This window comes from Xenorhabdus szentirmaii DSM 16338 (assembly GCF_002632585.1).
GTDB classification, from domain to species: Bacteria; Pseudomonadota; Gammaproteobacteria; order Enterobacterales; family Enterobacteriaceae; genus Xenorhabdus; species Xenorhabdus szentirmaii.
The window spans coordinates 1,544,296-1,570,352 of the sequence record NZ_NIBV01000001.1 but is presented as its reverse complement, the minus strand read 5'-3'; the positions used below and the strand labels follow the sequence as shown (position 1 = coordinate 1,570,352).

The window sequence follows — 26,057 nt, the reverse complement described above, 5'->3', positions numbered from 1 at the left end:
CCTGAGTTTTTATTCATTGGCCATATCTCATTAATCTCACAATTATTATTTAAATAAGCGTTATTCACATCATGGGAGCCGCTATGCTGGAGTCTTATAATCCCCCGACTGATCCTTGGTTATATGTACTGTATCAGGATGAGCACATTATGGTTGTCAATAAACCCAGTGGGTTACTTTCTGTGCCGGGAAAAGCAGAAGAGCACAAGGACAGTATCATGACTCGAATACAGGCCGGGTTTCCTGCCGCTGAATCCGTACATCGGCTGGACATGGCGACGAGCGGCATCATGGTTGTTGCATTGCATAAAGCCGCTGAGCGTGAGCTTAAACGCCAGTTCCGTGAACGTGAACCCAAAAAAGTGTATATCGCCCGGGTATGGGGAAAAATGGAACAGGATGAAGGCGTGGTGGATCTGCCCTTAATCTGTGACTGGCCAAACAGACCGAAGCAAAAAGTTTGTTTTGAAACCGGTAAAGCAGCACAAACTGAATATCAAGTGCTGGAGTATGAAAACGAGATACCCGCCACCCGCGTCAGGCTGGCACCCATAACAGGGCGTTCCCATCAGCTTCGCGTACATATGCTGGCGCTTGGCAACCCTATCCTCGGTGACCGGTTCTATGCCCATACTCAGGCAAAGGCGCTCGCACCTCGTTTGCAGCTGCATGCCCAAGAGCTGTGGATTACCCATCCTGAGTATGGCACACCGATGCATTTTGAGTGCAAGGCCGATTTTTAATGGGCGCCCTTTTGGCGATGTTTGCCTTTTCTGGTTATTTGATTTTTATCCGGTGCGCCATAAAACCTCGTTCGTCAGGGCGAGGAGAATACCAAAAGTGCGATTTGTCAAAAGTGCTATTCAAAAAGTGCTATTTAAAACCTTTCTCTTTTTTAATCAAATCATAAGCCGCTTGGATGGATTGCGCTTTCTGTTTCGCAATCTCCATCATTTCTGGTGGTAAACCTTTTGCCACGAGTTTGTCAGGGTGATGTTCCCCCATCAGTTTCCGGTAGGTTCGCTTGATGGTTGCTGCATCATCATTTTCACTGACACCCAGTACCTTACAGGCATCCGCCAATGTTGCGCGCGGTTGCCCGTGGCCTTGATAATGCCCGTGCTGACGATATTGACCATCAAAGTGCTGCCCCCCTTCCATCATGGCAAGAAACTGCTCAAACTGGCGGCGGGAAATGCCCAGTTCTTCGGCGATGACAAACAGCACCTTTCTTTCATTGGGATGCAGTTCCCCATCCGCAAATGCGGCCTGAAGCTGAATTTCCAAAAACATGCGGACCAAATCAAAGCGGCCAAAGCAGGCGCGTCGCAATTGCCGCAATGTGTCACGTAAACGGAACTGAGGCTGTTTACCCTCACGGAATGCCTGCTGTGCCTCAAGGCGGGCATCGCCATGCAGTTGCATTCTGTCCATCAATTGAGTGGCCAGTTGAATGTCCGTTTCTGTTACCCGGCCTTTCGATTTGGTTAAGTGCCCCAATACCTGAAAAGTACCGCGAAAAAAAAGCGCCTGTCGGGTTGGCCCTTTCGGTGTCTGGCGTTGATTCCGCAGCCTGACGGTGTCAAGCAGATGACCCAGCGATACCCCCACCACAATCCCCCAGAATCCGGCACCGGACGCAATACCAAATATTAATCCAAATAATTTTCCCCAATACTGCATATAGTCTTCAATTCCCCAATGCCCTGAGCGCGATTTTGCATTATCATACTATTCATTAAGCTCTGTGCCTAACAGCAAGATTAGCAAAGTAAAACTTTACTCTGGCGTATACTTATTAACTACGTTAGTCTCTGAGCATTTGCCGGCACGATGCCACTGATAACGGAACTGCATAAATATCTATGAATAAATGTTATCCCACTCTGCTGGCCACCATGGTCTGGGCAGCACTCTACAGTCAACAAGCACATGCTGACCTTGCAGCGCAATGTATGTTTGGCGTACCTGTCTACGATAAGCCGATTATCACAGGAGATCCGAATCAAATACCGGTCAACATCAAGTCTGATGATACTCACGGTGATTCCTCCAACTCCGTTGAATTCGTTGGTAACGTTGATATCCGGCAAGGCAATAAGACGCTGACAGCAGATAAAGTCCGGCTTGAACAAAAACAGGAACCGGGTAAAGACCCCACCCGCACGGTTACCGCAACAGGCAATGTCAGCTATGACGACCCCCTGATCATTTTAAAGGGGCCACGTGTCTGGGCTAACCTGAACAATAAAGATGCGGATGTCGAACAAGGCAATTACCAGATGGTCGGCCGTCAAGGCCGGGGCAGTGCAGATAAAATGATGCTGCGGGATGAAAACCGCTACACCATTCTGAATAATGGGATCTTTACGTCCTGTTTGCCGGGTAATGACAGCTGGAGTGTTGTTGGCTCCGAAGTGATCCTCGACCGTGAAGAAGAAGTGGCTGAAATCTGGAATGCCCGTTTCCGGGTTGCCAATGTTCCTGTTTTTTACAGCCCATATTTGCAGCTGCCCATTGGCGATAAACGCCGTTCAGGTTTTTTGATCCCCAACGCCAGTTTCTCGAATAAAAACGGCTTCCAATTCCTGTTGCCTTATTACTGGAATATCGCCCCTAACTATGATGCGACCATTACGTCACATTTTATCTCTGAGCGTGGCTTTAAACTGGACAATGAATTCCGTTACTTAACGAAGGCCGGCGCTGGGACTATTGCACTGGATTGGATTGGCAACGATCGTCTGTATGAACAAGACAAAAAACTCGGGACCCGGGCTAAACGGAACAGTAGCAACCGTTGGTTATTTTACTGGAACCACAGCGGGGTCATGGATCAGGTTTGGCGTTTTAACATTGATTATACCAAGGTCAGTGATCCTGACTATTTTAACGATTATTCCTCGCAATACGGCTCCAGTACTGATGGCTATGCCACTCAAAAATTCAGCGTTGGCTATGCGCAACAAAACTGGAATGCAACACTGTCGTCCAAACAGTTTCAGATTTTTACCCTCGACACCCCTGACAATAGAAGAAAAGCTTATCGGGTCGAACCTCAGCTAGACCTGAATTACTATAAAAACGATGTGGGTCCGTTTGATTTTTATACTTATGCCCAGGTGGCAAGATTCACCAGCGTAAACAATAAATGGCCAAATGCAACCCGCTGGCATCTGGAACCTTCTCTTAATCTGCCTCTCTCGAATGGTTGGGCCAGCATCAACAATGAATTTAAGCTGATGACTACCCACTATGAGCAGGATCTTTCTACTGAATCAAAAAAAGAAAATTCTTCGCTGGAGAAGTCAATAAACCGTGTTCTGCCTGTGTTTAAATCAGATGCACAGATGGTGTTTGAGCGCGCCATGAATTTCAACCGGGATTACACGCAAACCCTGGAACCCCGCGTTCAGTATCTTTATGTCCCTTATAAAGACCAAAGCCACATCAATAACTTTGATTCAGCTCTGCTGCAAGCAGACTATACCGGCTTATTCCGTGACCGCTTCTACAGCGGGCTGGATCGCATTTCATCAGCTAATCAATTTACCACCGGGGTAACAACCCGAATTTACGATAAAGATTTAGTTGAACGTTTTAGCCTGTCCGTAGGTCAAATCTACTACTTTGAACGCCCGCGAACGACGGATACCGATCCCGATTCAGGCACCAAAGATATTCTCAAAAACAAGAAAGGAACCGGGCCAACCACATGGGCCGGGGATGCACACTGGAGAGTCAATGACGATTGGGGCTTAAAGGGTGGTATCCAGTATGATAACCGCCTGAGCAGTGTCACAATGGGAAATGCCGTCGTAGAATACCGCCGTGATGATGATCGCTTAGTGCAACTGAGCTATCGCTTTGTCGATCGTGATTATATTCAGGCCACGATTAAAGGGGGGGCACCTGCTTATCAGCAAGGCATTTCTCAGGTCGGTGTGGCAGCAAGCTGGCCACTGTCCGATCGCTGGGCATTTGTGGGCGCGTATTATTACGATACCAAAGAGAAACAGCCCGCAAGCCAGCTGGTTGGCCTGCAATACAATACGTGCTGTTGGGCGGTCAATGTAGGTTATGAACGTAAAATCGATAACTGGAGATTCGGCAGTAGTCAATATGACAACAAATGGTCATTCAATGTTGAACTTCGTGGTTTAAGTAACAATCATAGTTTGGGTAGTCAGAAAATGTTACAACTGGGGATACTTCCTTACCAACGGGCATTCTGATACCGATAAACGCAATGTAAACTCAATAACCCCGCCAAGGCGGGTTTAATATGATGGGAAATGTATGAAGAACTGGAGAACGCTCATTCTCGGATTGATGTTTTCAGTAAGCTCTGTCGCAATGGCAGCACCACAAACACTGAATAAAGTCGCTGCCATTGTAAACAATGATGTCGTACTGGAAAGTGACGTCAACAGCCTTTTGCAGTCCGTAAAACTCAATGCAAAACATGCAGGCCAGCAAATACCGGATGAAAAAGAATTGCGTCACCAGATCCTTGAGCGCCTGATTATGGATGACATCATTTTGCAAATGGCAAAACAGATGCAAATTACCCTTTCTGATCAAGCTCTGGACTCTGCCATCGAAAATATTGCGGCTCAAAACCACATGACCCTTGCCCAGTTAAAACAAAATCTGTCTTCTGATGGCATTAGTTTTGAGACTTACCGCAATCAGATCCGCAAGGAAATGACCATTGCCGAAGTTCGCAATAATGAAGTACGCCGTCGCATTACTATCCTGCCACAGGAAGTTGACTCACTGGCCAATCAAATCAGCAGCCAGAACCATCAGGATACTGAGTTGAATATCAGCCATATTCTTATTCCGCTGCCAGAAAATCCAACTCAGGCTCAGGTAGAAAAAGCGGAGTCGACAGTTAAGAAAATCTTGTCTGAACTCAAAAACGGCAGCGATTTCGGTAAGCTGGCCATTGCTTATTCCGGTGACTCTCAGGCCTTAAAAGGCGGGAATATGGGTTGGAGCCGGTTACAAGAGCTGCCTTCTCTGTTCTCCGAATCTCTTCAGTCAGCACATAAAGGGCAAATTATCGGCCCAATCCGTTCCGGTGTTGGTTTTCACATTTTGAAAGTGAATGACATTCGTGGTGGTCAGACATCTATCTCCGTCACCGAAGTGAACGCCCGCCATATTCTGCTGAAAACCTCTCCTCTCATGAATGATGAGCAGGCCCGCAACGAGCTAACGAAACTCAGGGAAGAGATCCTGAGTGGCAAAACCACGTTCGAAAAAGCAGCGAAAGAGTATTCTGAAGATCCGGGCTCAGCCATGCGTGAAGGAGAACTGGGATGGAACTTGCCAAGTGCGTATGACCCGGCTTTCCGCGATACGCTGATAAAACTGAAAAAAGGTGAGATCAGCCAACCTGTCCATTCCTCTTTCGGGTGGCACTTGATCCAATTGCTTGATAGCCGGAAGGTTGACAGAACTGATGCAGCCCAGAAAGATCAGGCTTACCGTCTGTTGCTCAACCGTAAGTTCAATGAAGAAGCACAAAACTGGATGCAGGAATTACGTTCCTCTGCTTATGTGAAAATTTTAGATGGTAACAATGCACAAAAATAAACCCATCGTTATCACCCCCGGCGAGCCGGCCGGGGTTGGTCCTGATTTAGTCATTGCTCTTGCCCAAAAAGAGTGGCCGATTCAATTGGTTGTTTGTGCTGATCCAGAGATGATGCTCTCACGCGCCAGACAACTGAATTTACCGCTGCAATTGCACACTTATTCCCCTGATCACCTTCTTTCATCGCAGGCCGCGGGAACTCTGACCATCCTCCCCGTACCGCTTCAGTCCCCTGCCATTGCGGGAGAATTAAACAAAGAAAACGGTATTTATGTCACGAATACATTAGCCAAAGCTTGTGATGGTTGTTTGAACGGGGAGTTTTCTGCGCTTGTGACCGGCCCTGTCAATAAAGGGGTCATCAACGATGCCGGAATACCCTTTATCGGGCACACCGAATTTTTTGCCGATCGCAGTGAATGTGCAAAAGTCGTCATGATGCTGGCGACAGAAGAATTGCGGGTCGCACTGGCAACGACTCACCTGCCTCTTCTCGATGTTCCGAAGGCAATCACGTTCAATTCATTGCGAGAAGTTGTTACCATCCTTAATCATGACCTAAAAACCAAATTTGGTATTCCTCGCCCCCATATTTATGTTTGTGGCTTGAATCCTCACGCTGGAGAAGGAGGGCATATGGGACGGGAAGAAATCGATGTCATTATTCCCGTGCTGGACAGCTTGAGAAAAGAAGGCATATGGCTGGAAGGTCCTTTGCCCGCCGATACCCTGTTTCAACCGAAATATCTGGATAATGCTGATGCAGTGCTTTCAATGTATCACGATCAGGGGCTACCCGTGTTAAAATACCAGGGTTTTGGCAGAGCAATGAATATCACATTGGGCCTGCCATTTATCCGAACGTCTGTCGATCATGGCACAGCATTGGAGCTGGCGGGGACAGGTCAGGCTGATGTGGGGAGTTTTATCACCGCATTAAATCTAGCAATCAAAATGATACAAAACAGTAATGAACAATAAAGTCCATCAGGGGCATCATGCCCGTAAACGCTTCGGGCAGAATTTCTTAACCGACCAATTCATCATTCATAGCATTGTCGATGCCATGAACCCACAAATCGGCCAATCCATCGTTGAAATTGGTCCGGGTCTGGGTGCACTCACCGAGCCCGTTGGTGAACGCATGGATAAAATGACAGTTGTCGAACTCGACCGGGATCTGGCGGCTCGTCTGCATGTCCATCCAAAACTGAAAGATAAACTGACAATTATTCAACAGGATGCAATGACCGTTGATTTTGGTCAGATAGCCAAGGAGAACGGGCAGCCTCTGCGTGTATTTGGTAACTTGCCTTATAATATTTCTACGCCATTGATGTTCCATCTCTTCGACTATGCAAATGCTATCGCTGATATGAGTTTCATGTTGCAAAAAGAAGTGGTGAACCGTCTTGTCGCCGGCCCTGGCAGCAAAGCTTACGGTCGTTTAAGCGTTATGGCACAATATTACTGCCAGGTTATCCCTGTTCTTGAAGTACCACCAACGGCATTTACACCGGCACCAAAAGTCGATTCTGCTGTCGTTCGCCTGATCCCGCACAAAACCATTCCTTATCCTGTTGAGGATATTCGTGTGTTGGCCAGAATCACAACTCAGGCATTTAACCAACGAAGAAAAACAATCCGCAATAGTCTGGGGAGTCTTTTTTCTGTCGAGCAGTTATCTGAACTAGGTATAGATCCAAGTACCCGGGCTGAAAACATCTCTGTAGAACAATACTGCAAGATGGCAAACTGGTTATCGTCACAGCCTGAAATTGCCGGAAATCAGTAAACATCCGTTACTGTAATAGGAGGCACCTATGCTCAACGAACCAAGAATTCATATTCAAGTACAAAGTACTTATGTAGAAAATCAATCACAGCCAGAACAACAACGTTTTGTGTTTGCCTATACAATATCAATTCGCAATCTTGGGCATTCTCCTGTTCAGCTTATTAGCCGTTATTGGCTTATCACTAACAGTAATGGTCATCAAACCGAAGTCCAGGGAGAAGGGGTTGTGGGAGAACAACCTTTAATCCTGCCAGGAACAGAATATCGCTATAGCAGCGGAGCAATTCTGGAAACACCGCTAGGGACTATGGAAGGACACTATGAAATGGTCGATCACGACGGCCATCCGTTTCGTGTCGCCATTCCCGTATTCCGGCTAGCTATCCCAACATTAATAAACTAATTATGGCTACATACCTTATTGGCGATATTCACGGCTGCTATCGTGAATTACATGCCTTGTTAGAACAAGTCAATTTTAATCCCAATGAAGACAAACTGTGGCTGACGGGTGATCTCGTTGCCCGGGGCCCGGATTCTCTGGCCGTGTTGCGTTACATTAAGCAACTGGGCTCGGCAGTGAAATTGGTTTTGGGTAATCACGATCTGCATCTTCTGGCTGTTTATGCCAAAATCAGCCGCAATAAACCCAAAGATTTGTTAGATGAGTTACTCACGGCGCCCGATGTCGATGAATTGATAAATTGGTTGAGAAAACAGCCAATGCTGCAAATTGATCATGAATCAAAACTGATTATGGCGCATGCCGGACTGACGCCGCAATGGGATTTAGAAACAGCTCAGGCATGTGCCCATGAAGTGGAGGCCATTCTGCGCAGTGACAGCTACCCTCTGTTTCTCAACAAAATGTATGGTGATATGCCAAACAATTGGGCGCCAGAGCTGACAGGCCTTGCACGGTTACGTTATAGCACCAATGTAATGACACGCATGCGTTATTGTTTTCCCAATGGTCAATTGGATATGCTCTGCAAGTCTAAACCCGCAAATGCCCCCACACCACTGGTGCCATGGTTCAATTTACCACGCAAAATTCCGGGGGATTATTCCATTGCATTTGGTCACTGGGCGGCACTTGAAGGCAAAGGTACACCCGAAGGGATCTATGCATTAGACACAGGGTGTTGCTGGGGAGGAAAACTCACCATGCTGCGTTGGGAAGATAAGCAATATTTTTATCAGCCGTCATCATTGGCCAAGAAATCGGACAAATAAATCGGCAAAACTGAGCCGTTTTTCAGCATATTATCCCAATGGATATCGAGATTCAGGAACAGGGATGGCGGGTAACCGAGGGAGTGAGAAGAGTCAATATAGCCCAAAAAATAGTGCTGCAACGAGAGAACCCCTGCTAGCAGCAGCATACGTTTATCCCTGATGGCATTTATCTTTTATCGCACCGCCATCAAGCGTATGCTGCTGAACAATATGCTATACGTAAATGTTATACGTAAATGCTATATATAAATGCTACCGTAACCCACTGTCACTCTTGCTCTCGACGTTCTAAGATCTCAAAACAGTAGCCATGTGAGTTACTTTCATCTGCGTCGTGGTACTCAGTGAAAATCGAATTCCACTCATCCGGTTCATAGTCAGGAAAATGAGTATCACCAATCACTTCTGCATCAATATGAGTCAAATACATACGATTGGCCAGAGGAATAAACTGCTCATACACTTTTCCTCCTCCAATGACCATGATTTCTTCCACATCACCCGCCGCAGCCAAAGCTTCTTCAATAGTGCTAACCCAAGTAACTGCCTCATCACTAGCAGGTTGGCGACTAATGACAATATTCAAGCGCCCCGGTAGAGGACGCCCAATTGACTCATAGGTAACACGCCCCATCACTATTGGCTTTCCGAGTGTATTGCGTTTAAACCAGGCTAAATCACCTGATAGACTCCACGGCATCGCATTTTCCATACCAATCACTCGATCCATTGCCATTGCAGCAATCAAGCTAATATTCATTAAGTCACCTTACAGGCAAGTCGTGTTAAATAAAAAAGTTGGGACACTATACGGAAAGGGTTACTTTCAGTCGATAAAATTAGCAATTTTCAGCACAAATAATTAGCCTACATATAACTACATGGGTTCATGGATTCACAGATAAACATCGGTATTTTGGTTGGCAATGGATGCATCCTGACTTGCCCTTTAAACAGGGTTGACAATCAGCCGTCCGGCTACCCCGCGATCCGCCATTTCCAAGATCTGACTGTAATACATAAAAGGGAAATTCTCATAAGACGGTTGCGCCATATTGACCAACAATTCGGCTCGTTCGTCAATCCAGACGGTATCTTTCCAGCCATAATCCTGTGGTTCAGGATAATTGCCATTAAGACTGATAACCTTAAACCGTACTCCTTCGATATGAAAAGGCTGCGGTATTGATGTTGTGATTATCCAGCGCTCCCATGCTCCTTGCAGACTCGTGATATCAACCCGCCTGTCATTCAGTAAAGCGCCATTGATCCCTTGTGAATAATCCCCCAAAACGAGCTGTCGATTCCGGATAGAGGTATTGATTTGTGTATTATCAACAACAAGCCGCGCTGGCAACTGATCCGTTACCAAAGGAAGCAACCCACTGGCTTTAAGCGTCAGTACCGTGGTTGATATCAATTTGTTCGAAGACTCAAATAACCCTTTGAGACGATCCATCACCCCGGCAGATTCTCCGGCAGTCAGGACAACACTTTCCACTTTCGACATATCTATCAAAACTTCACGACGTTCACCGGGCGCAAGTGATAGTTGCTGTACCACCACAGGCGCGGGCAGCAACCCCTGATCGCTGCCAATCATGTAAAGGGGCTGACCATCACTGAGCTGCAATTGGTACCGCCGGGCATTGGACGCGTTCAGCAAACGCAGTCTGACCCAGCCTCTGCCCACTTCAACAAAAGGATTTTCAACGCCATTGACAACTAAAGTGTCCCCCAGAAACTCCTGATTGGCGGGAGGGTTGTATTGTGGTACGCCAAAATTATCCAGTCTTTTATCCTGCAAAATAACCGGAAAATCATCGACGCCATAATGCCTTGGCAAGGGGAGGCTGCGGCTCTCTTCATCTTCGACCAACCACATGCCAGCCAGCCCGGCATAAACATGCCGTGCCATTCGATTCGGGGTATTGGCATGATACCAACATGTTGTTGCAGGCTGGTCGATAGGAAGCACAGGTGACCAGCTTTCCCCCGGCGACATTAGACGTGATGGGCCACCCATTACGGTGCCGGGCACCAATAATCCGCCGACCGTCATTGAAACAGGTTCTGATAGCCGATTGCTGTATATCAGTTTGACATCATCCCCTCGTTTGACCCGGATAGTCGGCCCCAAATAATGTCCGTTGATACCCCAGGCCTGAACTTTATTGTGATTATTAAACGACCAATGTGCTTTTTGTATCGCTAAAAATAGCGGTCGTCCATTCCGGGATTCCAATAAAGGGGGAAGTGGTAATTTCGTCAGTTGCTTTTTATTGGCTCTAACGGAAAAAGGAAGCGCCCCTAAACACATGGCCAAACCAGAAGCCTGAATAAACTGACGCCGATTCAGTGACATACTTTCTCCACAGCAGGAATAGTCTCTATGACAGAAATGATTTCTACAACAAAAAATAGCAATCCCAATAGTTGATTATATGAACTCAAACACAACGCCGTCGCTATACAGTATTTATCGCCTTTCAAACTGCGGCTCTGCTAAGCGACATTTCCCGTCCTTGTTCAATAATGAACGATGATCCTGGAAATGAGCATATTTGCTGCCACATTATCTTTTTGCTATTACTGTGTATTTTATTACCACACTGTATTCTGTGACGACACTACAGTTTGGGATCTGCTGGATATAATAAAATGATTACTGGAATGAATCCCTGACATTGTAGCTATTGAAGAGTTGTTATTCTATCGATTGCGTTTAATAAAAACATTAATTTATTAAACGCAATCATCTTGCGAATAAAAAATAGACTCTAGGACGATCTTGAAGAAAACCTTGAAGAACCATATTCCTTATTTATTCAGCTTAGCCACTTCCTTATCCAATTCTTCAATTTTGGCTTGCATTATTTGCCGGCAATGCTCTGCCAATTCACGAACCTGATCTTTACCGTATTTCGACGTATCAATCGGAGGCAGCATTTCCACAATCACCGTTCCATTATCCCAGCGATTAAGTTTTATTTTATCGTGCATTGAAGAAACACAAACCGGTACGATAGGTACACCTGCCGCAATCGCCGCATGGAACGCCCCTGTTTTAAAAGGCAATAACCCACGGCCACGGCTACGCGTCCCTTCCGGGAACATCCAGACAGAAATCCGATTCTTTTTAATTTGATCAACAACCTGTGCAATTGTGCCGTGTGCTTTAGTCCGGTTTGCCCTATCGATAAGAATATTACCCGTCAACCAATAAAGCTGACCGAACAAAGGAATAAGTACCAAACTTTTCTTGCCGACAGTGACGGTGCGCGGCTGTACCGCATTTGACATGGTAATCATGTCATAATTATTTTGATGGTTGCCGATATAAATACTGGAATCATATTCCCGCGCTTCAGCCGGAATACGTTCCACTAACTTAATGCCAAATACTTTATGCAATTTGCCAAACGCATGGCCGAACGTCATGACATGACGCGGATTGCGCGGGCTGAATAAACAGTAAATACAACCGAAAATACAGGTCAGGATAGTGAATAAAATAACAATAATTCCACGAATAATTGCCAGCATAATTGCCTCTTGCAAAGCGGGCCAGTTTCACACTGACCCGTATTTATCATTGATACCTTCATCTTCCAGTTTGCAGCGTTGACAGCGACAACCTGAAGCCAGAGATATGCATGTAATGGCCCTCAACTTATTTGCTTGCGGGCATCTCTACTTCAACACGTTCGACACGCTGTAATCCACGCGGCAGCGCAACACCTTTGCGGCCCCTTTCCGACCTGAATTTTTGTAGATCTTCCGGACTTAACCGCAGCTTACGCTTACCAAAATAAAGTGTGACGGATGATTGTGGAGACAATATCAACAACCACGCCAGCATATCTTCTCCTGATGCCGCCTGTGCCGCAGGAATAGAAATGATTTTGTTTCCTTTGCCTTTCGAAAGCTGCGGAAGATCCGCCACAGGGAACATCAACATGCGACCCGCCTTAGTAATCGCCAGTTGCATGTCCTCCTGCTCATTATTGATTTCCAGTGGTGGCATGACTTTCGCATTTTCAGGCAGGGTAATCAGTGCCTTGCCTGCCCGGTTTTTAGCAATCAAATCACTGAAAGTACAGATAAACCCATAACCGGCATCTGAGGACATCAAAAATTTCTGATCTTCTTGCGCTGTCAAAAGGTGCTCAACCGAGGCTCCCGCCGGCAATGCCAGTTTGCCTGTCAGTGGCTCGCCCTGTCCCCTCGCGGAGGGCAGATCTAACGGATCAAGGGAGTAACTGCGCCCTGTTGTATCAATAAAGACCACAGGCTGGTTGCTCTTGCCGCGCACTGCGCTGCGATAGCTATCGCCTGACTTGTAATTCAGGCCGGACGGGTCAATTTCATGCCCTTTGGCACTGCGTACCCAACCCATTTCTGACATGACAACGGTGACTGGCTCAGACGGCAGAATATCATGATCGCTCATGGCCTTCGCTTCCAAACGCGCTTTCAATGGAGAGCGACGATCATCACCATAGCTTTCTGCATCAGCAATAATCTCTTTTTTCAGCAAGGTATTTAATTTGCGTTCAGAACCCAAAATCGCCTGAAGTTTGTCACGCTCTTTGGCCAGTTCATCCTGCTCACCGCGAATTTTAACTTCTTCCAGTTTCGCCAAGTGACGCAATTTCAGTTCCAGAATCGCTTCTGCCTGAGTTTCCGTTAACCCGAAACGCTGCATGAATACTGATTTGGGTTCGTCTTCATTGCGAATGATATGGATCACTTCGTCAATGTTGAGGTAGGCCACCAACAAACCTTCCAGAATATGCAGGCGCTTGAGGACTTTTTCCAGACGGTGATTCAGCCGGTTACGCACCGTTTCTCGACGGAAAACCAACCACTCGCTGAGGATTTCAACCAATCCCTTAACCGAAGGCCGATTATCCAGACCAATCATGTTGAGGTTAACACGATAGCTTTTTTCCAAATCCGTGGTTGCAAACAGGTGATTCATCACTTGTTCAACATCCATGCGATTGGTACGCGGAACAATCACCAAACGCGTCGGGTTTTCGTGATCGGATTCGTCACGCAGATCATCCACCATCGGCAATTTTTTTGCCCGCATCTGGCTGGCAATTTGCTCCAGAATTTTCGCACCGGAAACCTGATGCGGCAACGCAGTGATAATCATGTTGCCCTCTTCTTTCGACCACACTGCCCGCATGCGCACTGAACCGCGGCCATTTTTGTAGATCTTGCGGATATCTTCTTTTGGCGTGATGATCTCGGCTTCTGTTGGATAATCCGGCCCTTTCACATATTCCATCGCCTCATCAAGCGACAAATCGGGTTTATCCAGCATTGCAATCAATGCATTTGCCACTTCACGCGCATTATGTGGCGGAATGTCTGTCGCCATCCCCACCGCAATACCCGTAGTGCCGTTCAGCAGAATATTGGGCAAGCGCGCAGGCAGCATTTTCGGTTCCTGCAATGTGCCATCAAAGTTTGGCACCCAATCTACCGTGCCTTGTCCCAATTCGCTCAGCAGCAATTCAGCATATTTGGATAAGCGGGATTCGGTATAACGCATGGCGGCAAAAGATTTCGGATCATCCGGCGCCCCCCAGTTTCCCTGACCATCCACCAGCGGGTAGCGGTATGAGAAAGGCTGTGCCATCAGAACCATGGCTTCATAACACGCACCATCCCCATGCGGATGGTATTTACCCAGTACGTCACCCACAGTACGGGCAGACTTTTTAAATTTGGCGCTACTGTTTAACCCCAGTTCTGACATCGCATAAACAATGCGGCGCTGCACTGGCTTTAAACCATCACCAATAAAAGGCAGCGCCCTGTCCATGATGACGTACATGGAATAATTCAAATAGGCGTTTTCAGTGAACGTGTGAAGCGCTTGACGCTCCACGCCATCGTGAGTTATCTCACTCATGTATTTATTTCCTCAGAATCTGTCTTGACTACCTGTGCGCTCTTTTTTTGCGCACTAAACTTCAATCTCGATGGAATCCCCTTTCTCTTGCAGCCAATTGCGGCGATCTTCTGAACGTTTCTTCGCCAGAAGCATATCCATGACTGAGAGGGTTTCCTGATAGTTTTCATCGTCGATAGTCAATTGCACCAGACGGCGAGTGTTGGGATCTAATGTGGTTTCACGCAACTGCATCGGGTTCATTTCACCCAATCCTTTGAAACGCTGGACATTGGGTTTGCCCCGCTTACGGCTTAAGCGATCCAATATGGCGCTCTTTTCCCCTTCATCCAGCGCATAATGCACTTCTTTGCCGAGGTCGATACGATACAGCGGTGGCATTGCCATATAAACATGGCCACGTTTCACCAAGGTCGGGAAATGACGGACAAACAGGGCGCACAGCAACGTTGCGATATGCAAACCATCCGAATCCGCATCCGCCAGTATGCAGATTTTACCGTAACGGAGCTGGCTGAGATCCTCACTGTCAGGATCGATGCCTATCGCGACGGAAATGTCATGCACTTCCTGCGAGGCCAGAACTTCATCCGAAGAAACTTCCCAAGTGTTCAGTATCTTTCCGCGCAGCGGCATGATGGCCTGAAACTCGCGATCACGGGCTTGTTTCGCAGAGCCTCCCGCAGAGTCCCCTTCCACCAGAAACAGTTCAGTAATATTGAGGTCCTGCGCAGTACAGTCCGCCAATTTACCCGGCAATGCAGGGCCGTTGGTCAGTTTTTTACGCACAACTTTCTTTGCGGCACGCATTCTGCGTTGCGCACTGGCAATCGCCATTTCAGCGAGTTGTTCCGCATCTTGGGTGTGCTGGTTCAGCCATAAGCTGAATGCATCTTTGACCACGCCGGAAACAAAGGCCGCAGACTGGCGCGAAGAGAGGCGCTCTTTGGTCTGCCCGGCAAATTGTGGATCTTGCATTTTGAGGGACAGCACGTAAGCACAGCGATCCCAGATATCATCCGCGGAAAGTTTGACGCCCCGTGGCAATAAGTTGCGGAATTCACAAAATTCCCGCATTGCATCAAGCAATCCCTGACGCAGGCCATTGACGTGGGTTCCGCCCTGAACTGTCGGGATCAGGTTCACATAACTTTCTGTCAATAATTCACCGCCTTCAGGCAGCCAGAGCAATGCCCAGTTAACCGCCTCTGTTTCCCCGCTCAGTGCCCCGACAAACGGCGCTTGTGGCAAGGTTACCAAGCCATTGACGGCTTCCAGCAGATAATCTGTCAGCCCATCGGCATAACACCATTTCTGCTCGGTTTCATTCAGCTTATCCTTAAAGACAATTTCAACTCCCGGACACAGTACCGCTTTAGCTTTCAACAGATGTGTCAGGCGGGTAGCGGAAAAACGGGGAATATCGAAATAGCTTTCGTCAGGCCAGAAATGGACACTCGTTCCGGTATTGCGTTTGCCGCAACTGCCGATCACGTCCAATTCCTGTACTTTGTCACCATTTTCAAAGGCAATTTGATGCACCTGACTGTTACGGCGAACAGTCACTTCCACCCGCTTGGACAAGGCGTTGACCACCGAGATCCCGACGCCGTGCAAGCCGCCCGAAAACTGGTAATTTTTATTGGAAAATTTTCCTCCCGCATGCAAGCGGGTAAGGATCAATTCGACAGCAGAAACTTTTTCTTCAGGATGGATATCAACCGGCATACCACGGCCATCATCTATCACTTCCAGAGACTGATCGCTGTGAAGGATCACTTCAATATGCTTCGCGTGACCAGCCAGAGCTTCATCCACACTGTTATCGATAACTTCCTGCGCCAGATGGTTTGGGCGAGCAGTATCGGTATACATTCCGGGACGGCGACGTACTGGCTCCAGGCCACTGAGGACTTCAATGGCCTCTGCGTTGTAACTAGATTGAGTCATGTTGTAATTCTGTCGGTTGCTTCGTTATTAGAGGGCCAATCAGTATTGATATACTGTTGATAATACCAGTCGCTCACCTATTTTTGGCAATTTTTTTACTATTGCCGCTGGTTAGCCCCAAGAAGTTAATGATTTGAGGGAAATAGTGTTCAAAGCCTATAAAAGCATGATTCCCGCCAGATTCAACCGTTTGCCGGCACTGCATCAAGTAAGCAACGGCCTGACGATAATCGAGCACCTCATCCCCGGTTTGCTGCAATAACCAGATAAGATCCGGTGACTCCAACGGGTCGATGTGCATCACTTTGAGATCAAAAATATGGCTTTGTTCGAGAGTATACCGCTCTTCGGTATAGGGATTCACGTTTTCCCCAAGATAATTCTGAAGCAAGTCGAATGGGCGTACGGCAGGGTTAACAACCACAGCCGGCAGGCCAAAGCACTGGGAAAGCCAGATGGCCAGATAACCACCAAGGGAAGATCCCACTAACCCGATATTCTCTCCGGCACGTTCCATCACCAGTTCTTCCAACAAGATGGCGGCATCTTCAGGATAAGGAGGTAATTGTGGCACCAGTATATCAATCTCGGGATGCTCGTGATGCAACCACGTTTTCAATGCGTTTGCTTTCGCGGATTGTGGTGAACTATTAAAACCATGCAGATAAAGTAACGTTGCCATTAATACCCGTCCGAATCTAAATCCGGGCAAAATTCGTTACTCTGGAGCCTGTGAACCTGCGTTCGCAATGTCGCGTCTTTATTGCCAGTCACAGACAGTTCGAGATAACGCCATCCCGGAGCCACTGTATCAAGCCTAAAATTAGTACAATGTGGCTTAAATTGCACACATGTTGATGGTGTTGCCATCACGCGAATGCCGTTCCACATTTCATCAATCTCTTGATGGATATGCCCGCACAATATCGCTTTTACCTGTGCTTTTCCTTTCAATGCTTCTGATAATTCAGAGGTATTGCGCAGGCTGTGTTGATCCAGCCATGTGCATCCGGACGGTACGGGATGATGATGCAACATGACAATGGCATGGCGCTCACTGTGTTCATCCAGACATTTTTTCATCCATTCAATCTGGTAATCCGTCAATTCACCATGAGGAACTCCCTGAACCTGACTATCCAGCATAATCAACTGCCAATGCTGCCCGATGAATATTTGCTTAGACGGTGAAATCCCTGCTGCGGCCAGTGTATCAACCATCGCAGGCTGATAATCATGATTACCCGGCAACCAGACACAGGGAGCAGGTAAACGAGAGATCCCCTCAGCAAAATGCTGATAGGCACCGATTGTTTGATCCTGAACCAAATCCCCCGTCGCGACGATTAAGTCAATGTCAGTTTTTTGTTCAAGGATCATATCCAGTACAGCATGATAACTGCGATAGGTATTCACACCCAGCAGTGTATCCCTTTTATTGGCGAAAAGGTGAGTATCCGTGATTTGCAATATTCTGGCTGTGGTGTTTTCTGCCACAGGTATTTCAAGCAGGCGTTCCAAATGGTTTCCTTTTCCTATCGAAAATGAGGATTATTCTAACGTGTCTTTATGCAAAAGATCTGCTGACTTGGGCACACTTCCCGTTTTCTAACGCAATTTACAGCGTAAATGAGATATTATGATCCAAGCCACTCTTTCTTAATTTTTTCATGGTGCAATGCCAGCCACTGTATTGCAATAACCGAAGCGGCGTTATCAATAATTCCCTCTTCGACCCACTGATAGGCCTGCTCCCGGCTGACAACCAAAACACGGATATCTTCATGTTCACCTTCCAGGCCATGAACCCCTGATGCGGTTGAAGCATCGACTTCTCCCACAAAAATGTTCATGCGCTCTGTCGTTCCCCCCGGACTAGAAAGATAACTCAGCGCTGGCTGGCAACGTTTAACTTCAATCCCCGCTTCTTCCATCGCCTCACGACGAACAACCTGCTCAGCCTCTTCACCTTCTTCGATCATGCCGGCAATGACTTCCAGCAACCACGGCGTTTCACTGGTTTCAAGCGCAGGAATGCGGATTTGCTCTATGAGAACCACTTCATCGCGCACCGGATCGTAAGGCAACAAAACCCCGGCATGACCGCGCTCAAACACTTCCCGCTTAACCGTTTCACTCCATCCTCCCCGAAACAGGCGATGTTTAAATTGGTACTCTGTCATGCGGAAAAAGCCACGATAAAGCGTTTTTTGGGAAATTAATTCAACATCTTCTTTTGTGAAAGTATGTGCTAATGTCAGTTTTTTGTTCATAAAATATCCAAGTTATTTTTAAAATTTCCGACTATGCCCGATGGATTTCAAGTTGCATCGCGGCGGCAAGGGAATGGCAAAGGCTGGCCTGCTCCGGTGAGAGACAGAAGCCTTTCAGTCATCCCCGGGAGCATGGATAACCGCCTATCTATAAAAACGGTAACCAGGGTGAATGAATGTGGCCAACAAAGAGGCAACCAGAAAGACGAAAGGTATATTAAAATATATTTTTCTGCGTTAATGCTAAAGAATTGCATCCTGATGATACAAACAAGCCAGAAAATAAGGCAATATGGCACAAACAGCCACCCTACCCTATTGGCATTCTCTGCTAGAATCTGTTGTATTGGTTTTTATGCAGAGGCAACTTAAGCAAAATAGCTGCACTACAAGGAACGCAAATGAAAAAATTGCTCTCTCTTTTTATCGCTATGAATTTGGTAGGTTTTAGTACTTCAAGCCACGCAGAAGATCTGCTACAGATTTATCAGCAGGCAAAAGAAACAAATCCCGAATTGCTTAAGGCACAAGCTGAACGCAATTTGGTTGTTGAAAAAATTAATGAAGCCCGCAGTACATTGTTGCCTCAATTGGGGCTGAGTGCGGGTGTTGATTATGGCAAAGGTTACCGCACTCCCCAGGTTTCCGAAACTCGCGGGGCAAATGCAGGTCTGAAACTTACCCAGACCATTTTTGATATGGCGAAATGGAACCGACTCAATCAATCAGAGAAAAATGCCGGCATTGCCGATATTACTTATCAGGCAGCACAGCAAAAATTAATTCTGGACACGGCCCAAGCCTATTTTGACGTGTTGAACAAACTTGATACCCTGACCTACAGCGAAGCACAGAAAACCTCACTGTACCGTCAGTTAGATCAAACCACCCAACGTTTCAATGTGGGTCTGGTTGCCATTACTGACGTACAAAATGCCCGTGCCCAGTATGACTCTATTCTGGCACAAGAAGTTTCCGACCGAAACGATCTGGAAAATTCGTTGGAAAAATTGCGGATGATTACGGGTATATACTACCCACAATTGGCTGCCTTAAATATTGATCAGTTCCAAACCAAGCAATCAGAGCCGGCAAAAACGGTACTGAAAGAAGCGGAAAACCGCAACCTCAGTCTGTTGTCTGCACGCTTAATGCAAGATTTAAGACGCGAGCAAATTAAAGAGTCACAAACCGGCTATATGCCAACCCTGAATTTAACGGCAGGGACGAGTGTCAACAATCATCACTCCCGTGGTGCTCACTATGAAAATAGATATAATGGGCAAAATTCCGTTGGATTATCCTTAGATCTGCCGCTGTTCAACGGCGGAGCGACCTACTCTCAAGTGGAACAGGCAAAATATAATTTTGTCGCATCCAGTCAGGAATTAGAAAACACCTACCGTAAGGTGATACAGGAAGTCCACTCCTCCTCTAACGATATCAGCGCGGCCATCAGTAGTATTGACGCCAACAAACAGGCGGTGCTCTCCGCACAAAGCTCTCTGGATTCAATGGAAGCAGGTTATCAGGTGGGAACACGAACCATCGTTGATGTACTGGAAGCCACGACGAAACTGTATCAGGCCAAACAAAACCTTTCCAAGGCACGCTATGCTTATCTGATATCACAATTAAGCATTCAGCAAGCCCGCGGTACATTAAATGAAAACGATTTGGTTGCATTAAATAAAATGCTGGGTGCGCAGATTTCAACCTCTGCCAGCAGTATCATCAAAGAGATGAAAACACCATCACCCCGCTGATTTATTGTACTGTCGTTCTACGTCAAAACACGTTATATTAGAAACGCTATACTAAAAAAGCAGCCCGCCATTTGTGTGGGCTGCTTTTTAAGCATATCCCTGAGAGCCAGCCCATTGAACGGGATACGCTCTTAATCTTAATCAGATACCTCAAGATGGATGCCCCTATGACAATGAAACGGACAAAAGAGATAAACCGCGATGCTTTCCGTAAGGCGTGGAAAAGCTATCGTCTGGCACCAGTAGCAATCGCTGTTAGTGCTGTTTTCATGCTATCTGCCTGTGAACAGAGCGATGAAACGGTCTCACTCTATACCAATGCCGATGAGTGCTCTCAGGCAAATCCTTCTCAAAGTGAACAATGTAAAACCGCCTATAACACCGCCCTGAAAGAAGCGGAAAAAACCGCGCCAAAATATGCCACTCGCGAAGAATGCGTCGCTGAATTTGGAGAACAGCAATGTACTCAGACTCCCACTCAGGCGGGAGTTGGTCAGGCTCAGGCACAGAGCAGCGGCGGCAGTTTCTGGATGCCGTTGATGGCAGGTTATATGATGGGTCGGTTAATGGGGGGAATGGGTAGCAGTGCTGCACCATCACAACCCTTGTTCACTTCAAAATCAGCCAGCAGCCCGGCCAATGGTAAATTTGTTGATGCAACGGGCAAAAGTTATGGCCCAGCCACTGCCGGTGGCCGCAGCATGACAGTGCCAAAAACCGCAATGGCGCCCAAACCTGCAACAACAAGCACCATTACCCGTGGCGGATTTGGTGAATCTGTCGCGAAACAATCGGCTATGCAGCGTTCATCTGCCAGCTCAACATCCAGCTCTTCCCGATCTATGGGTGGTTAATCAAAGATGAAACGCATCAGTATTACGGAGCGCCCGGACTGGCGCGAAAAAGCAGCAGAATATGGGTTCAAGTTTCACACCATGTATGATCAGCCTTACTGGAGTGAAGAGGCTTATTACCAGTTCACGCTGGATCAGATTGAAGAAATTGAGGATGCAACAACAGAACTGCATCAAATGTGTTTGCAGGTTGCCGAAAAAGTCGTCAACAGCGAAGAACTGCTGACTAAATTTCAGATCCCAAAACACTGCTGGGAATTTGTCCGCTCTTCATGGATAACCAGCCAACCCTCGCTCTACTCCCGTCTGGATTTTGCCTACGATGGCAAAAATCCGCCTAAGCTGCTGGAAAACAATGCCGATACACCCACTTCCCTGTATGAATCAGCTTTTTTTCAATGGATCTGGCTGGAAGACCAAATCAATGCGGGCAATCTGCCGTCAAATGCAGATCAGTTCAACAGCCTGCAAGAAAAGCTGATTGAGCGTTTTGCTCAGTTGCGTGAAAAGCATGGTTTCAGCCTGCTTCACATGGCTTGTTGTCAGGATACGGAAGAAGATCGTGGCACGATTCAATATTTGCAGGATTGCGCTGCCGAGGCCGGCATTCCGACAGAATTCCTGTTTATTGAAGATATCGGGTTGGGTGAAAAAGGGCAGTTTACTGATTTGCAAGATCAAGTCATCGGTAACTTGTTCAAGTTGTATCCGTGGGAATTCATGCTGCGCGAAATGTTCTCCACCAAACTGGCTGATGCGGGTGTCCGTTGGTTAGAACCTTCATGGAAGAGCATTATCTCCAATAAAGCGTTGCTGCCCATGTTGTGGAAAATGTTCCCGGATCACCCGAACCTGCTACCGGCTTATTTTGCGGATGAACGCCCTTCAGGTATGAACAGCTATGTCGTCAAACCCCTGTTTTCCCGCGAGGGGGCCAATATCCGCATCATTGAAAATGGCCGGGAAATCGCCAGTGCCGATGGCCCTTACGGGGAAGAAGGCATGATCGTACAGCAATTTCATGCACTGCCAAAGTTTGGTGATAACCACACATTAGTCGGCAGCTGGCTGGTTGACTCTCAATCCGCAGGTATCTGTATCCGTGAAGATCGAGAGTTAATCACTCAAGATCTATCACGTTTTTACCCGCATATTATTTTAGATTGAGCCAGTTACCCAATCTGAATCGATAACATACTCAGAGAGCCGTCTTCGATACCCTCAACGGGAATCGAAATCGGCTCTTTTTTATCCCATGTTCCCATGATGTACAGCAATGGAAAGAAATGTTCAGGAGTGGGATTCGATAATTTCCCATCTTCTCGTTCCAGTGCCTTAAACAGAGGATGAGGCTTTTCAATGCTGGTCAGGCTATCAAGTACAAACTGTTCAAAAGAGAGCGCCCACGGAAAAGGTTCTGCACCCACAATTTCCGCTGGCAAATTATGAACAATATTCCCGCTTCCGATGATTAAGATACCTTCATCCCTGAGCATCGCGAGCTTTTGACCTATTTCATAGTAACAAGCAGGGGATTGGTTGCGATCCATGCTCAATTGAATAACAGGAATATCGGCATCCGGATACATTTTCGCTAATATTCCCCAAGAGCCATGATCCAGTCCCCAGTGTTCAAAATCAGTTTCAACTTCGATTGGGTCCAGAATATCTTGCACTAGCACAGCCAGTTCTGGATAGCCTTTGGCTGGATACTGTTTTTCATGCAACTCTCTGGGAAAGTTACCGAAATCGTGAATAGTCCTAGGATTGGCCATCGCCGTTACAGCGGTACCGTTGGTAAACCAATGTGCAGAAATTACAAGAATTGCTCTCGGTCTGGGCAAATTCTGCCCCAGTTCCAACCAAGCACGTGAATAGTAATTATCTTCAATGGCATTCATTGGGCTACCATGACCAATGAATAAAGCAGGCATTCTCAAGAGACCCATTCTTGCCCCTTACAGCAAATTGAACATTTATACCTATTATCTTCCAAGTTACAGCTTTGTTCGCCCCATCTTGAAATCCAATGGATATAGAATTGTGAATCATGATAAAAACATTATGACAAGATTAAGACTTTTCTTCTTTGAATATAGTTAATCAAAAATGATGGAGTGTTTCAAAAATACTGAAAAGGCTACAGTCGGGATCCTGTAGCCTTTTAACGTTCATGCGGTGTGTTTAACACATACAGCGGTCAGTCTATAGCAGTCAGCCCGCGCTCTTTGCTACTTTTTGCCGATAATTTTGCCGATAACTGACCAAATCGTCGATAGTCACCACCGGCATTCCATGTTGTTTTGCGAATTCAATCACTTCCGGAGAGCGAGCCATTGAGCCGTCATCGTTTGTCAGCTCACACAATACCCCAGCAGGCTTGAAACCCGCCATGCTAACCAGATCAATGGTCGCTTCGGTATGACCACGGCGAGTTAAAACGCCACCAGGTTGTGCGCGCAAGGGAAACACATGCCCAGGTCTATTCAAATCATTCGGTTGCGCACCGTCGGCGATAGCAGCCCGGATAGTGGTCAGGCGATCTTTCGCAGATACCCCCGTTGTCACACCTTGTGCAGCTTCAATGGTCACAGTGAAGGCGGTCTGGTACTGACTGGAATTATTTTCCACCATCATGGGCAATTTTAGTTGCTGACGACGTTCTTCAGTCAGGCAAAGGCAAACTATTCCACTGCCATGACGGATAGTCAATGCCATCTGTTCTACACTCATTGTTTCGGCGGCGAAAATCATGTCACCTTCATTTTCACGATCTTCATCATCCAGTACCATCACGCCCTGACCCGCACGCAAAGCAGCAACTGCGCGTTCAACACGTTCAAATGGCGTTCCATATGAGGAAAGTAGCGTCTGATTCATGGTAAAAAAACCTCTTTTAAATGTATGGGTTACCAGAATCAGGGCAATTTTGAGGAGTTCGTGCTGCTCAAAAATACGGCAACAAAAACAACAGACGAGCGCAAGCACCCGATTGATACTGTTATTCTCTCCCATCCGGACTATCACCGTCGGCTCCAGAATCACACTGGATCTGCTGACCTCCGTTTTACTCTCTGAAGAGAATAAAAAAACAGAGCGCTCGCGGGCTTCACAAAATCACCATTTGATAATTTCATATTACCGCCGGTAGGGACTTTCACCCTGCCCTGAGATAAACAGTCGCACTATAGCGCTAATAACCCGCAGGGGCAATCTGCAAAATCAAATATGCAACCTGACCCGCAATCATTTATGCTTTTGCCATCAAGTACTAAAATAGCATCAACACAGTTATGTTATAAAAAGGATGATCGCCATGCTCGACCCAAAGAAAATTGAACAAATTGCCCGTCAAATCCACAATTCAATGCCAAAAGGTGTGAAAGAATTTGGTGAAGATGTAGAGAAAAAAATGCGGACGGTTCTCCAATCCCAACTGAGTAAGCTGGATCTCGTCAACCGTGAAGAATTTGATATACAGACACAAGTCTTGCTGCGCACCCGCGAGAAATTGGCCGCGATGGAACAGCGCCTGAATGAGCTGGAAGCCCGCCTTGAAGAGTCTGGCAAGAAAGCAGAATAATTAACCTTGTAAAAAATTGTATGCAATTTTCCCCTAAAAGGATGAAGAGCCTAATTAATTAGGCTCTTCATGCTGTTATCTTATATTCTTTTCTACACACTTCGCTCTGATGGAATCGATGTTATCTGGTGTGGCATTTTTCATACATGCCTTATAACCATCACCATAATGTTTAAATTCTTTTCTTGCGAGAGATAACGGATTGTTCAATAAACCTTCAATAAAACCGACACTGCCGACTTCGAAATGTTGGTAATCAATGGGGGTATCCCAATATCCTCCCCACCGCATAAATCCATTTGACAAGAAGATATCAATGACTTTCTCTGACATCCCTGCTCTTATCAATTTTCCGGGCCTTATTTCTGTTCTGTTTAAGTATTGCTCAGCGCTTTTTTCCGGGAGAACATAGGGAGTGCCATTTTGGTTAAAGCCTAAAAATGGGTTTTGCAATGGATTAATATCGATGGCTGCACCATAAGCATGTTTTGACCAAGATGACGCGCCGGTGATCCGTCTTCCATTAAATGCAGAAGAGTTATTGTCACTCATTGATGCTTTATCATCCCCATTATAATGCTCTATCGCCAATGCCTTATGTATCGGGAACTTAGCCAATAACAACTCATTGAAAATATTTTCAACTTGTGGCGAGAATATATCAAGAACAACGATTTCACCGGTATTTTCATTCCCTGAAAAATCAATATAGTTGAAATTCACAATATTTAATCTTTCACAAGGGATTGGATTGCTTTTCGTTATTACACCAGCTGATTCCATTTGTTGGCAATGCGCTAACGTTAATGGTGATATTTTTGCAGATACATAAATCGGAAACAATAACGCGGATAAGATAATACTTTTTATTATTTTCATCATTCACCCAAAGTTATGAAATAAACACCTGTCTATCATAATAATTATTCTATTTGAGAGAATGCTTTATATTTATCTCATTGATGAAAAATTATTTTATCTATTTGAATCGCCCAACGTTATTTTACAGAAAAATAAAAAATCAGCTATATTTTTATATGTTGTTATATACCGTTATGCG

The 26,057-nt window shown here is 46.4% G+C and carries 24 protein-coding genes and 1 riboswitch; of the genes, 11 read left to right on the top strand and 13 right to left on the bottom strand.

Annotation, left to right across the window (positions count from 1 at the left end):
* The first annotated feature begins 83 nt into the window (after positions 1-83).
* Positions 84-743 (top strand): bifunctional tRNA pseudouridine(32) synthase/23S rRNA pseudouridine(746) synthase RluA, encoded by a 660-nt coding sequence (gene rluA / locus Xsze_RS07240; RefSeq protein WP_038236471.1) that lies wholly within the window; start codon positions 84-86, stop codon positions 741-743.
* 130 nt (positions 744-873) lie between these two features.
* Here the strand turns inward: rluA and djlA are convergent, their stop codons facing one another.
* Positions 874-1,683 carry a co-chaperone DjlA gene (gene djlA / locus Xsze_RS07235; protein WP_038236473.1) on the bottom strand — a complete coding sequence of 270 codons (810 nt, stop codon included), beginning with the start codon at positions 1,681-1,683 and terminating at the stop codon, positions 874-876.
* A 182-nt stretch (positions 1,684-1,865) separates the two neighbouring features.
* On the opposite strand from djlA, the gene lptD reads away from it, so the two are divergent.
* From lptD to apaH, 6 genes are all read left to right on the top strand, one after another.
* Positions 1,866-4,235 carry an LPS assembly protein LptD gene (lptD, locus tag Xsze_RS07230; protein WP_038236475.1) on the top strand — a complete coding sequence of 790 codons (2,370 nt, stop codon included), beginning with the start codon at positions 1,866-1,868 and terminating at the stop codon, positions 4,233-4,235.
* Positions 4,236-4,299: 64 nt separating this feature from the next.
* Positions 4,300-5,604 carry a peptidylprolyl isomerase SurA gene (gene surA, locus Xsze_RS07225; RefSeq protein ID WP_038236478.1) on the top strand — a complete coding sequence of 435 codons (1,305 nt, stop codon included), beginning with the start codon at positions 4,300-4,302 and terminating at the stop codon, positions 5,602-5,604.
* Positions 5,591-6,586, top strand: a complete 996-nt coding sequence (gene pdxA, locus Xsze_RS07220) for a 4-hydroxythreonine-4-phosphate dehydrogenase PdxA (protein WP_176553648.1) — start codon at positions 5,591-5,593, stop codon at positions 6,584-6,586. The genes surA and pdxA overlap by 14 nt, the downstream gene beginning before the upstream one ends.
* A complete protein-coding gene (rsmA, locus tag Xsze_RS07215; protein ID WP_038236482.1) occupies positions 6,576-7,400 on the top strand; it encodes a 16S rRNA (adenine(1518)-N(6)/adenine(1519)-N(6))-dimethyltransferase RsmA in 825 nt (274 codons plus the stop codon). The genes pdxA and rsmA overlap by 11 nt, the downstream gene beginning before the upstream one ends.
* A gap of 28 nt (positions 7,401-7,428) precedes the next feature.
* Positions 7,429-7,806, top strand: coding sequence for a Co2+/Mg2+ efflux protein ApaG (gene apaG / locus Xsze_RS07210; protein ID WP_038236483.1), 378 nt, complete (start codon positions 7,429-7,431; stop codon positions 7,804-7,806).
* Positions 7,807-7,808: 2 nt separating this feature from the next.
* Complete coding sequence (gene apaH / locus Xsze_RS07205) at positions 7,809-8,639, top strand: bis(5'-nucleosyl)-tetraphosphatase (symmetrical) ApaH (RefSeq protein WP_038236485.1); 831 nt, start codon at positions 7,809-7,811, stop codon at positions 8,637-8,639.
* Here the strand turns inward: apaH and Xsze_RS07200 are convergent.
* The 9 genes from Xsze_RS07200 to nudF form a co-directional block, all read right to left on the bottom strand.
* Complete coding sequence (locus tag Xsze_RS07200) at positions 8,603-8,788, bottom strand: hypothetical protein (RefSeq protein ID WP_038236489.1); 186 nt, start codon at positions 8,786-8,788, stop codon at positions 8,603-8,605. The two genes, apaH and Xsze_RS07200, sit on opposite strands and share 37 nt — an antisense overlap.
* 122 nt (positions 8,789-8,910) lie before the next feature.
* Positions 8,911-9,402, bottom strand: coding sequence for a type 3 dihydrofolate reductase (gene folA, locus Xsze_RS07195; protein ID WP_038236493.1), 492 nt, complete (start codon positions 9,400-9,402; stop codon positions 8,911-8,913).
* A 189-nt stretch (positions 9,403-9,591) separates the two neighbouring features.
* Positions 9,592-11,007, bottom strand: a complete 1,416-nt coding sequence (gene ftsP / locus Xsze_RS07190; protein ID WP_038236496.1) for a cell division protein FtsP — start codon at positions 11,005-11,007, stop codon at positions 9,592-9,594.
* A 455-nt stretch (positions 11,008-11,462) separates the two neighbouring features.
* Positions 11,463-12,188, bottom strand: coding sequence for a 1-acylglycerol-3-phosphate O-acyltransferase (locus tag Xsze_RS07185; protein WP_038236499.1), 726 nt, complete (start codon positions 12,186-12,188; stop codon positions 11,463-11,465).
* Positions 12,189-12,315: 127 nt separating this feature from the next.
* Positions 12,316-14,571 carry a DNA topoisomerase IV subunit A gene (parC, locus tag Xsze_RS07180; RefSeq protein WP_038236503.1) on the bottom strand — a complete coding sequence of 752 codons (2,256 nt, stop codon included), beginning with the start codon at positions 14,569-14,571 and terminating at the stop codon, positions 12,316-12,318.
* 54 nt (positions 14,572-14,625) lie between these two features.
* On the bottom strand, positions 14,626-16,521 hold the full coding sequence (parE, locus tag Xsze_RS07175; RefSeq protein ID WP_038236504.1) for a DNA topoisomerase IV subunit B: 1,896 nt from the start codon (positions 16,519-16,521) through the stop codon (positions 14,626-14,628).
* A 73-nt stretch (positions 16,522-16,594) separates the two neighbouring features.
* Complete coding sequence (gene yqiA, locus Xsze_RS07170) at positions 16,595-17,203, bottom strand: esterase YqiA (protein WP_038236506.1); 609 nt, start codon at positions 17,201-17,203, stop codon at positions 16,595-16,597.
* Entirely contained in the window at positions 17,203-18,042 is an 840-nt protein-coding gene (cpdA, locus tag Xsze_RS07165) for a 3',5'-cyclic-AMP phosphodiesterase (protein WP_038236508.1), read from the bottom strand. Before cpdA ends, yqiA begins: the two co-directional genes overlap by 1 nt.
* 116 nt (positions 18,043-18,158) lie before the next feature.
* Positions 18,159-18,794 carry an ADP-ribose diphosphatase gene (gene nudF / locus Xsze_RS07160; protein WP_038236510.1) on the bottom strand — a complete coding sequence of 212 codons (636 nt, stop codon included), beginning with the start codon at positions 18,792-18,794 and terminating at the stop codon, positions 18,159-18,161.
* Positions 18,795-19,195: 401 nt separating this feature from the next.
* On the opposite strand from nudF, the gene tolC reads away from it, so the two are divergent.
* The 3 genes from tolC to Xsze_RS07140 all read left to right on the top strand — a co-directional run bounded on the left by tolC (position 19,196) and on the right by Xsze_RS07140 (position 22,581).
* Positions 19,196-20,560, top strand: coding sequence for an outer membrane channel protein TolC (gene tolC, locus Xsze_RS07150; RefSeq protein ID WP_038236512.1), 1,365 nt, complete (start codon positions 19,196-19,198; stop codon positions 20,558-20,560).
* A 173-nt stretch (positions 20,561-20,733) separates the two neighbouring features.
* Positions 20,734-21,414 carry a DUF1190 family protein gene (locus Xsze_RS07145; protein ID WP_209435274.1) on the top strand — a complete coding sequence of 227 codons (681 nt, stop codon included), beginning with the start codon at positions 20,734-20,736 and terminating at the stop codon, positions 21,412-21,414.
* Positions 21,415-21,420: 6 nt separating this feature from the next.
* The gene (locus Xsze_RS07140; protein ID WP_038236515.1) at positions 21,421-22,581 is read left to right on the top strand and encodes a glutathionylspermidine synthase family protein; all 1,161 of its coding nucleotides are present in this window, start codon (positions 21,421-21,423) and stop codon (positions 22,579-22,581) included.
* Positions 22,582-22,586: 5 nt separating this feature from the next.
* Here Xsze_RS07140 and ygiD read toward each other — a convergent pair whose 3' ends face one another.
* Entirely contained in the window at positions 22,587-23,363 is a 777-nt protein-coding gene (gene ygiD, locus Xsze_RS07135; RefSeq protein ID WP_038236518.1) for a 4,5-DOPA-extradiol-dioxygenase, read from the bottom strand.
* Between the two features lie 265 nt (positions 23,364-23,628).
* Positions 23,629-24,294 carry a 3,4-dihydroxy-2-butanone-4-phosphate synthase gene (gene ribB, locus Xsze_RS07130; protein WP_038236846.1) on the bottom strand — a complete coding sequence of 222 codons (666 nt, stop codon included), beginning with the start codon at positions 24,292-24,294 and terminating at the stop codon, positions 23,629-23,631.
* A 119-nt stretch (positions 24,295-24,413) separates the two neighbouring features.
* A riboswitch (FMN riboswitch) is annotated at positions 24,414-24,593 on the bottom strand.
* A 137-nt stretch (positions 24,594-24,730) separates the two neighbouring features.
* On the opposite strand from ribB, the gene ubiK reads away from it, so the two are divergent.
* Positions 24,731-24,997 carry a ubiquinone biosynthesis accessory factor UbiK gene (ubiK, locus tag Xsze_RS07125; RefSeq protein WP_038236521.1) on the top strand — a complete coding sequence of 89 codons (267 nt, stop codon included), beginning with the start codon at positions 24,731-24,733 and terminating at the stop codon, positions 24,995-24,997.
* Positions 24,998-25,072: 75 nt separating this feature from the next.
* Here the strand turns inward: ubiK and Xsze_RS07120 are convergent, their stop codons facing one another.
* Complete coding sequence (locus Xsze_RS07120) at positions 25,073-25,876, bottom strand: M15 family metallopeptidase (RefSeq protein ID WP_167331002.1); 804 nt, start codon at positions 25,874-25,876, stop codon at positions 25,073-25,075.
* Positions 25,877-26,057: the final 181 nt, after the last annotated feature.